The 9,042-nt window shown below is 58.4% G+C and carries 9 protein-coding genes; 3 read left to right on the top strand and 6 right to left on the bottom strand.

The features are described from left to right. Nucleotide 1 precedes the first annotated feature (1 nt). The 3 genes from RHM68_RS10540 to RHM68_RS10550 all read right to left on the bottom strand — a co-directional run bounded on the left by RHM68_RS10540 (nucleotide 2) and on the right by RHM68_RS10550 (nucleotide 3,038). A complete protein-coding gene (locus RHM68_RS10540) occupies nucleotides 2-706 on the bottom strand; it encodes a phage protease (RefSeq protein WP_322222658.1) in 705 nt (234 codons plus the stop codon). Between the two features lie 119 nt (nucleotides 707-825). After that, entirely contained in the window at nucleotides 826-1,482 is a 657-nt protein-coding gene (locus tag RHM68_RS10545) for a DUF2931 family protein (RefSeq protein ID WP_322222660.1), read from the bottom strand. Next, entirely contained in the window at nucleotides 1,482-3,038 is a 1,557-nt protein-coding gene (locus RHM68_RS10550) for a DUF2235 domain-containing protein (protein ID WP_322222662.1), read from the bottom strand. Before RHM68_RS10550 ends, RHM68_RS10545 begins: the two co-directional genes overlap by 1 nt. A 115-nt stretch (nucleotides 3,039-3,153) precedes the next feature. Between RHM68_RS10550 and RHM68_RS10555 the strand changes: the two genes are divergently transcribed. Together RHM68_RS10555 and ggt are read left to right on the top strand one after the other, a co-directional pair. Then, nucleotides 3,154-3,309, top strand: a complete 156-nt coding sequence (locus tag RHM68_RS10555; RefSeq protein WP_322222664.1) for a Mor transcription activator family protein — start codon at nucleotides 3,154-3,156, stop codon at nucleotides 3,307-3,309. 256 nt (nucleotides 3,310-3,565) lie between these two features. Next, complete coding sequence (ggt, locus tag RHM68_RS10560) at nucleotides 3,566-5,293, top strand: gamma-glutamyltransferase (RefSeq protein ID WP_322222666.1); 1,728 nt, start codon at nucleotides 3,566-3,568, stop codon at nucleotides 5,291-5,293. A gap of 23 nt (nucleotides 5,294-5,316) precedes the next feature. Here ggt and RHM68_RS10565 read toward each other — a convergent pair whose 3' ends face one another. Then, nucleotides 5,317-5,604, bottom strand: a complete 288-nt coding sequence (locus RHM68_RS10565) for a hypothetical protein (protein WP_322222667.1) — start codon at nucleotides 5,602-5,604, stop codon at nucleotides 5,317-5,319. A gap of 228 nt (nucleotides 5,605-5,832) precedes the next feature. Here RHM68_RS10565 and RHM68_RS10570 point away from each other — a divergent pair, with 228 nt between their 5' ends. Further along, the gene (locus tag RHM68_RS10570) at nucleotides 5,833-7,278 is read left to right on the top strand and encodes a SulP family inorganic anion transporter (RefSeq protein WP_322222669.1); all 1,446 of its coding nucleotides are present in this window, start codon (nucleotides 5,833-5,835) and stop codon (nucleotides 7,276-7,278) included. Nucleotides 7,279-7,299: 21 nt separating this feature from the next. Here RHM68_RS10570 and RHM68_RS10575 read toward each other — a convergent pair whose 3' ends face one another. Next, nucleotides 7,300-8,022: a L,D-transpeptidase family protein gene (locus RHM68_RS10575; RefSeq protein WP_322222671.1), complete on the bottom strand. Its 723-nt coding sequence runs from the start codon at nucleotides 8,020-8,022 to the stop codon at nucleotides 7,300-7,302. 27 nt (nucleotides 8,023-8,049) lie between these two features. After that, the gene (locus RHM68_RS10580) at nucleotides 8,050-8,820 is read right to left on the bottom strand and encodes a M15 family metallopeptidase (RefSeq protein ID WP_322222673.1); all 771 of its coding nucleotides are present in this window, start codon (nucleotides 8,818-8,820) and stop codon (nucleotides 8,050-8,052) included. Nucleotides 8,821-9,042: the final 222 nt, after the last annotated feature.

Genomic DNA, 9,042 nt, shown 5'->3' on the forward strand with positions numbered 1-9,042 from the left:
GTCAACGCCGCTCTGCGCGGCCATTCCGAGCGCGGCCTGCCGCACAAGCCCCGCCTGTGAACTGATCCCGATGGCAGCGCCTTCGGTGATGTTCGCGCCGTATCCGATGAAAACCCGGCTTGGCGATTGGATGCCAAGTTTCTCGGTAAACCAGCCTTGAATGGATGTCGATGGCCCACGACGGGGCCACTTGATCGGCGGTGTCTTTGTCGAACTTGCCGATAAGCCACTCGCGAAAGCGGCGCCACATGTCGGAGTTGAGTTCATGGCCGTAGTCGCCGAACTCGACGACGCCTTCCTCGCCATCGGCCAGCTCGATGGGGCGCAGGCCTTTCACGGCCGGCGGTTGAGCGCCGACAAAACCGACATGGCGCAGGTAATACACGCCGGGCACCGGGTTGTTGGCGGCGTCGGGGTGATAGAAGGAGGCGGAAATCTTCTTGTAACTGCCCTTGGCCACCTGTTCCGCAAACGCGGCGTCGACCTGCTGCGGTTCGGCGATCAGGCCTTGGGCGGTGGCCGCCAGCGACTTGACCCAACCGGCGGCCGGGGCGTCATGCTGCGGGTGACCAATGACCATCGGGGCTTCGTGCAGGGCCGGGTCATACGCCCGCACCGTGGCGGCCAGATCGGACTCGCTAAAGTCGAAGCTGACTCCGCTCATCGCGGTGTGGGTGCCGGGTTTGAAGATGTGCAGTGGTTTCATGGCTGTGCGCTGCGTGGAGGTGATGCGCACAGCCTGGGCCAGAGAGTGGCCCAGGACTTTTAATCGGGTTTAAAGAGTGTTTTTAGGTCGGGGAGTCTGAGTTATGGCGGTCCGCAGGTTTACCAGCTCCCGTATGGAATGCCGTATTTTTCTATGTAACGCTTTGCCTTTTGACTGACGGGGTAGCCATAACGACCTTCATTTTTTCCTTGGCTAGGTCCCAGCGGCTCAATCTCTGCTTGGGCCCGAGCTACTTTGACGGGACGGTGGCATGAATCTCTGACCCATACCTGTACGACGCCACCAGGGGCCAGGCCCAGATAGATAGAGGCCATATACCGGGCCTCTTGTTCAGGGGTTGCCGGGCAACGCTGCATGATCGATGAGTGCATAAGTTGTCTGGCTTGCTCGGGGATGTCCACCCAGACTTTATAGGTCTGTGGCTCTACGATGGACTGCCACCGCACAAAAATACGTTTGGGAAGGTCGGCGCCGACCACCGCTTTTCCGGAACCGCCGACGCCTCGCCAACCTCTTGCTGACTCTGTGCCGTCTTCGGGTTCACCGCCCGAGGCCGAGCCCCCACCAGTGTGGTGAAACAGTTTGCCGTTGATGTCTTCTACGGCGCTGTCCTCAACCCATACCTTCATGTAGTGGGGTTCGGTGAAATCAAGCTCCCACCATTGGGACTTGGGGTCGTTTTTTGCTGAAAGCGGGTCGGCAGACTGGCAGCCGGCAATGAGCAGAATGCCCAGTAGCGTGATGAGTTGTTTCATTACCAAAGCGTCCAGTCAGGCACATGAGGGTGTTGCACGCGGATCGCATCCTGTGTGGGGGCATTGATGTAAACCGCCTTTAGACCGCTGCCGTCATTTCTACCCAGTGGATGGTTCCAGTTGGCGGAGGTGTGGATGTACTTCAGTTTCAGCAGTTGTTCTTCTTGCGGTGTGGTGCTGTAGTCGCTCGCGATGAACCTGTCACACAGCGCTTGAAGCTCTTCTGGAACCGCCAGTTCAGGCGAATCAAGGATATCGTTAAAGCGAACTCCCTTTTCCTTCGCCAAGTGATGCATCACTCGTAGGTACACCCTTGAAAGCTTGCCGCTCACAGGACGCTTGAGCTGCAACGCTGCATATACGCGCTTTTTCCCCGGGCTGAGCCTGTCTTGCTGGTCTCTCGGCAATTCGAATGCCGTGGGGGTGACGATCTCCAAGAGCTCTGAGGGCCAGCCTTTGGCTAGCCACTCGCTTTTTACATTTGCGGCGTCGCGGTATATCGAGGTGGTGACGACATCGGTATTTATCGGCACCTCAAGTGCTTGCATTGGACTCACCAACACACATTCCTGTGCCTCGTCGAGGTAGCCGCCGCCGATATCCGAGTGGACGCCTGGTAGCGTAATTTCCGGGAAGGCGGGTTTGATTCGACTGAGTGCAAAGTTGGCTCGGCATTCGTCACGCGCCACCAGTTGGACGACATCGTTGAAAAACCTTCGATCCAGGTAGAGCTTTATGCCCGTTGCGACGGCACTTTTTATGTTCCCCAGATTGGACCAGCCGGCAATCGATGGCACGGTATCGAATAGGCCTATAAAGCCCATGTTGATTCCGCTTTTGTATTGGTCATTGAAGATCGAACTGAAGGCTTTGGGATTGCCGCGCAGGACATCCCCTAAAGGACCTTGCTTGCTGCGTACGATTTCATTGGCAAAGTGCCGAGCGGCTGCGGCGCCGCGGCTAAAGCCAAAGGTGTCGAACGTCAGTGAAGTGATTTCACTGCCGGGGTTGTCGACCAACACTTCATTGATGCGCTGCTTGATCAGTGCGAACGAAGACTGGACGCACCCTGCAACGCCTGTCTCGCCGCGTCCTGCGCCTGCACCCAGGACACTGTCTTTTTCACCCGATTGGGTGCCGATGCCCTCGACATAGACGACGCGTGAGGCGCTTTTTTGCGGGCCTTCGCCTTCTGCTTGTTGAGTCACGTTATACAGATCACTCAGCTTTTTCACATTGCTGGTGTCGTTGCCATAGCTGCTGTCCGGATCACTCATGAACGGCTTGCAACTGGCATTGATGTCTTTTGGCGCAATGGGATGATGGGCACCACAAAGCAAGCCCGCAGCGGTGTTGTTGGCATTGTTGCCGGTGCCGTCGAAGAACACACCAATACGTAACGCGATGCCGACTTTTTCTGGAGCCGGCGCGGGCTCTTTACCGTGCTTTTCGTATTCGGCCCAGCGCTGGGCGTGAAGATCGACCGGCGTGACACCAGGATTACGATCGTTTTGTAATTGGTTGGGTATTGCCGGTTTGGGTACGTAGCCAGTCATTCCTTGATTCCTAGGTCCTTGTGTAGCAGAACGCAGGGTGACACTCAGGGTTCAGGGAATCAACGCATGGCACTTGGCTATCCGGTCCAAACGATCAATAAGGCTAGCCGTCGATATGAATGGCACCTATAAAGCAGGCGTTAACCACAGCGACCTGGCGCGTAAGTATGCCGTGTCGCTCCAGTGGATTTATAAGATCGTCAAGGCCGTCCGAAAGGATGAGATTGCGCGCCGTCAGGTTGATATGTTTGCCCCGCTGGCTGACGACTAAGCGGGGCGTCACTTATTGCACGGGCTGCAACGCTATTTCACAAACCATCCCAATCTATGCCAGCCTATCCCGGCATAGCCCAGGTTTATCTCGCTCACCCTTTGGTATTTATCTCGGTCCTAAACACTTAGAACAGGGGGCCAGTGTGCCGCCTCGCGCGGGAGGCGCAATGCGCAATTCCAGCCATACTGGCTAGTGCTCTTGAAGCACGCCTCTGTTTTGCTACAGAGCCTGAAAACAAAAAAGAGACCGAATCATGACGTTCGAACCTTTTGCCAAATCGCTCATGGCCACCGCCTTGGCGCTCAGTTGCCTCAGTGCTTACGCGGCCTCCGTGGCCCCGGTTGCCGCCGAAAACGGCATGGTGGTCACCGCCCAGCATTTGGCCACGCACGTGGGCGTGGATGAACTGAAGAATGGCGGCAACGCCGTGGACGCCGCCGTCGCGGTCGCCTATGCGCTGGCGGTGGTATATCCCGCAGCGGGCAACTTGGGCGGCGGTGGTTTCATGACCATTCAACTGGCAGACGGGCGCAAGACCTTCCTCGACTTCCGCGAAAAAGCGCCACTGGCGGCCACGGCGGACATGTACCTGGACAAGGCCGGTAATGTCATACCAGACCTGAGCACCCGTGGTCACCTGGCCGTTGGCGTGCCGGGCACCGTGTCGGGTATGGAGTTGGCCCTGAAGAAGTACGGCACCAAGCCGCGCGCCGAAGTGATTGCCCCGGCGATCAAGTTCGCTGAAGAGGGTTTCGTGCTGGAGCAGGGCGATATCGACCTATTGCACACCGCGACTGATGTGTTCAAGAAAGATATTCGAGACACCGGTTCGATCTTCCTGAACCATGGCGAACCGATGCAGGTCGGGCAAAAACTGGTGCAAAAAGAGTTGAGTAAAACCCTGCGGGCAATTTCCGAGAAGGGGGCTGACGGTTTCTACAAAGGCTGGGTGGCCGACGCCATCGTCACCTCCAGTCAGGCCAACAAAGGCCTCATCACCCAGGCCGACCTCGACAAGTACAAAACCCGTGAACTGGCCCCGGTGGAGTGCGACTACCGTGGTTACCATGTGGTTTCGGCGCCACCGCCAAGCTCTGGCGGTGTGGTGATCTGCGAAATAATGAACATCCTCGATGGCTACCCGATGAAAGACTTGGGCTACCACTCGGCGCAGGGCATGCACTACCAGATCGAAGCGATGCGCCACGCCTATGTGGACCGCAACAGCTACCTCGGCGACCCGGACTTTGTGAAGAACCCGATTGCCCATCTGCTGGACAAGAACTATGCCGCCACACTGCGCGCCGCCATTGCACCGCAAAAGGCTGGTGTGTCGCGCGAGATCAAACCTGGCGTTGCGCCACATGAGGGCAGTAATACCACGCACTTCTCCATCGTCGACAAATGGGGCAACGCAGTGTCGATGACTTACACCCTCAACGATTGGTTCGGCGCGGGCGTGATGGCCAGCAAGACCGGGGTCATCCTTAACGACGAAATGGACGATTTCACCTCGAAAATCGGCGTGCCAAACATGTACGGTCTGGTGCAAGGCGAAGCCAACGCCATCGCTCCCGGCAAAGCACCGCTGTCGTCCATGAGCCCGACCATCGTTACCAAGGACGGCAAAGTGGTGATGGTAGTCGGCACCCCCGGTGGCAGCCGCATCATCACCGCGACCTTGCTGACCATCCTCAACGTGATCGACTACGGCATGAACATTCAGGAAGCCGTGGATGCGCCGCGTTTTCACCAGCAGTGGTTACCGGAAGAAACCCATCTGGAGACCTTCACCACCAGCCCCGACACGGTGAAGCTGCTCGAAAGCTGGGGGCATAAATTTGCCGGTCCGCAAGATGCCAATCATGTCGCCGCGATTCTGGTCGGTGCGCCGTCGCTGGATGGCAAGCCGGTGGGCAAGAATCGCTTCTATGGGGCAAATGATCCGCGTCGCAACACCGGGTTGTCGCTCGGTTACTAAGATTTGAAGCAAGGTTGTTCGCGTTAGCGCAATAGCCGCTCAAGCTGCGCCAACTCCCAGGTGCTCAGCAAACTGACCGGGTCGGTTCCGAAGCGCCAAGCGTCGAGGGTGCCTTCGCGACCGTCCGGGCTCCTGCAATGCTGGCAATGGTGCAGGCGGTGACCATCGAAGACGAGGGTCAGGTGCCAGCCTTCTATGTCGATCTGCACGTGGTGGTGATCGCACGGTTCATCTCGGCGCCGTAATGAGCGCACTTCAAGAGCGGCGTCTCTTAGGCACTGGCAGATTTCTCGAGCCGTGAGGGCGGGCATTGGGTTGTGCAATTTGATGCTCATCGCTGCGGGGTAATTGGCTGGGCATTGTAGCGAGAGTCTTGGGACGTGTGCCCGCTGAGGCATATCAAGGTGATCGAGCGCTCGATGTGCGCTGTCGTCAAACCTCCCATCACTGGCCCTCGCTCGCTCAATTCCGTAACATTGGCCTCCTCTTTTTTTCACGTCTGTGCGGTCGGCGCCATTGGCCCGCATTTCAGGTAAGCCATGAAACCAAAACGCCTGCGCGCCGATGTCCTGGCCGGACTCACCACTTCTTTTGCCCTGCTGCCCGAATGCATTGCTTTTGCGCTGGTGGCTCATCTCAATCCGCTGATGGGGCTGTACGGCGCGTTCATCATTTGTACGCTGACCGCGCTGTTCGGCGGCCGGCCGGGGATGGTGTCCGGGGCGGCGGGATCGATGGCGGTAGTGATTGTCGCGCTGGTGGTGCAGCACGGCGTGCAGTATTTACTCGCCACTGTATTGCTGGGCGGCTTGATCATGATGGCGTTCGGTCTGTTGCGGCTGGGCAAGCTGGTGCGCATGGTGCCGCACCCGGTGATGCTCGGTTTCGTCAACGGCTTGGCGATTATCATTGCCCTGGCCCAGTTGGAGCACTTCAAGAGCGGCGACGCCTGGCTCAGCGGTCTGGCAATGTATGTCATGGCCGGGTTGGTCGCGGTGACCATGGCCATCGTTTACCTGCTGCCGCGCCTGACCCGCGCTGTGCCGCCCGCGTTAGTGGCGATTCTGGGCGTCGGTCTGGCGGTGTATCTGCTTGATCTGCCGACCCGCACGCTGGGCGATATGGCACACATTGCCGGTGGTTTGCCGGAGTTCATGTGGCCAGACATCCCGTGGAACCTGCAAACCCTGCGCCTCATCGCGCCTTACGCAATATTGATGGCGCTGGTGGGTCTGCTGGAGACCTTGCTGACGCTGAACCTCACCGACGAAATCACCGAAAGTCGTGGCTACCCGGATCGCGAATGCGTGGCCTTGGGGGCGGCGAACGTAGTGTCCGGTGTGTTCGGCGGCATGGGTGGGTGCGCGATGATCGGTCAGACCGTGATTAATCTCAGTTCCGGTGGTCGCGGTCGATTATCGGGTGTGGTCGCTGGGGTGATGGTCCTGCTGTTCGTGTTGTTTTTGTCGCCGCTGATCGAGCGTATTCCGCTGGCGGCACTGGTGGGGGTGATGTTTGTGGTGTCGCAGCAGACCTTCGCCTGGGCCTCGTTGAGGGTGCTCAACAAAGTCCCGTTGAACGATGTGCTGGTGATCATTGCCGTGACCACCATCACGGTGTTCACAGACCTGGCCACCGCGGTCCTTTGCGGGATTATCATTGCCGCGCTCAATTTTGCCTGGCAACAAGCGCGGGAACTGTACGCCGATAGCCACTTGGAAGCGGACGGCAGCAAACTCTATCGCCTGCATGGGACGCTGTTTTTTGCCTCGACCACACCGTTTCTCAACCAGTTCGATCCCGCTAATGATCCGACCTTGGTGACCCTCGACTGTCGTCACCTGAGTTTCGTTGACTACTCGGCCATCGCGGCCCTGAAAACGTTGCGCGAACGCTATGAAAAAGCGGGTAAACACCTGCGGGTGTATCACCTGTCCGAGCGCTGTAAACACATGCTCAAACGGGCAGGCGTGCGGCATGACTGAGGCGGTCTGGAGCCGCCGCTATCAGCGTTCGGGCAGGTGCCACTGGTGGCGCAATTGCTCATAATCTGTCTCGGGCAGTTGCACCAGCAAGGGCGACTGGCGGGGGTCTAGCCAGTGCAACAACTGCGCGATATCGTCGGGAGGCATGGCGGTACAGCCTTGGGTCGGGGAGGCGGGGCCTCGCCAGATGTGGAAAAAAATGCACGAGCCCGAACCCGCAGCGGCCGGCATATTGTGTTCGATGACAATGCCTTGTCGATACAGGCCATCGTCACGGCGCATGCGCTCTGAACTGCTCCAGTCCTTGATGATCGTCGAGCCGTCGAGCAGGCGGTTGTAGTGCGTGGAGTGGCTGTCATCCACGCACTCGATGGCGGCGGTCAGCGGCAGATAGGGCAGTCGGGTGTCGGACGTGCTGTCGTAGCCAAACGCCGTGCCGAGTTTGAACAGCCCGGCAGGGGCTTTTCCATCGCCTTCATGTTTGATCGGGCCTGCGCGTTGACTGACGACATTGAGCCCCTTGCCCCAGGCCAAACCGTTTCTGCCAACCACAATTGCGAACGGCGAGCCAGTTTTTTGGAAGATTGTTCCCTGTCGCTCATAGCGCTGCGCGGTGCCCTGGACGTCAGTCCAGTTTTTTGTGGTAACCACGATCAACTGGTTGCTGTGGTCGATCGCTTGCGCCTGCACGGCGAATGGAAAAACCAGCAATAGCAGCGTCCAGGCTTTAAAGCATCGACTCATGGTAATTCGCTCCTTGACCCGTTCCCGTCAATCAGGCGTCGGGGCCGTGGCGTTTGATTTCAGCGGAGTAATGGCAAAGTCCATAACATTCTTCAGCGCCGCCCCCCCGGTGTAGGTGAAATGCCACCATTCTTTCGAGTAACCGGAAAAGCCCTCTTTTGCCATAGCGCTGTTCAGCCGCTGGCGATTGTCACGGGCGGTTTTAGTGATTGCCGGGCTTTGGGTATGCGCCTGTTCATCCAGGCAATCGAAGCCGGTTCCCATGTCGACGGCGCCGTCATGCCACCGCTCTCCGTAGGGTGCCGCACAATCGACTTGCTTCGCTGTCGGGCTCCAGGTGTCAGGGGGCAGCGCATCGGGACCGGTCAGAGTCAGGTCCAGCGTACTGCCTCGTGAGTGGTCAGAGACCCGTGCCACATAACCCAGACGCCAGAAATCCTGCTTGTTCAGGCGTGGATAGAACTCGGCTTTGCGTGGGTCACCCGGTTGTGTCGCGAAGCGCCCCATATCGGCGACTGCACGGCTGGGCCGATAGCAGTCGAACACCTTCAAACCGTAACCTTGCGAGCGCAGTGCGGTTTGGACCCTGGCCAGGGCACTGGCAGCCTCCAGCGATAACAGGCACTCGGGTGCTTCGTAGCCTTCGAGCGGGTGCCCGGTGAAGTTGTGAGCGCTGGCATACCGAATGTCTTGCTCGATACTTGGATCAATCGTGCGCAGATAGACCATGGTCTCGGGCCTGGGCTCGGCATTGGCGATGCCGGGTGCGACAAGGCTGAGCCACAGGATAGATTGCAACCAGCTCCCTGAAGGCAGGCGTTGGCAACGTAAACGGGAACGCGGTTCAAGTATCTGGAGCGGGCGCATGGACGGTTTCCAAAGAGGCCGGTTGCTCAACCGGAGCAGGCAATGCGATCAGGTCGTTGACAGTACCAATACGCAACCAGCCGCACCAGCATCACCTCCTTGAAGCCAATCCTTATGGCGCATCTGGGGAAGCGCGATACCTGTTAATTTCCA

The organism is Pseudomonas sp. DC1.2 (assembly GCF_034351645.1).
Classification (GTDB): Bacteria; Pseudomonadota; Gammaproteobacteria; order Pseudomonadales; family Pseudomonadaceae; genus Aquipseudomonas.

Excerpts from the sequence above, each read along its gene's own strand:
- RHM68_RS10545 (WP_322222660.1), bottom strand. The coding sequence starts at position 1,482 with ATGAAACAACTCATCACGCTACTGGGCATTCTGCTCATTGCCGGCTGC.
- RHM68_RS10565 (WP_322222667.1), bottom strand. The coding sequence starts at position 5,604 with ATGCCCGCCCTCACGGCTCGAGAAATCTGCCAGTGCCTAAGAGACGCC.
- RHM68_RS10540 (WP_322222658.1), bottom strand. The coding sequence starts at position 706 with ATGAAACCACTGCACATCTTCAAACCCGGCACCCACACCGCGATGAGC.
- RHM68_RS10575 (WP_322222671.1), bottom strand. The coding sequence starts at position 8,022 with ATGAGTCGATGCTTTAAAGCCTGGACGCTGCTATTGCTGGTTTTTCCA.
- ggt (WP_322222666.1), top strand. The coding sequence starts at position 3,566 with ATGACGTTCGAACCTTTTGCCAAATCGCTCATGGCCACCGCCTTGGCG.
- RHM68_RS10550 (WP_322222662.1), bottom strand. The coding sequence starts at position 3,038 with ATGACTGGCTACGTACCCAAACCGGCAATACCCAACCAATTACAAAAC.
- RHM68_RS10570 (WP_322222669.1), top strand. The coding sequence starts at position 5,833 with ATGAAACCAAAACGCCTGCGCGCCGATGTCCTGGCCGGACTCACCACT.
- RHM68_RS10555 (WP_322222664.1), top strand. The coding sequence starts at position 3,154 with ATGAATGGCACCTATAAAGCAGGCGTTAACCACAGCGACCTGGCGCGT.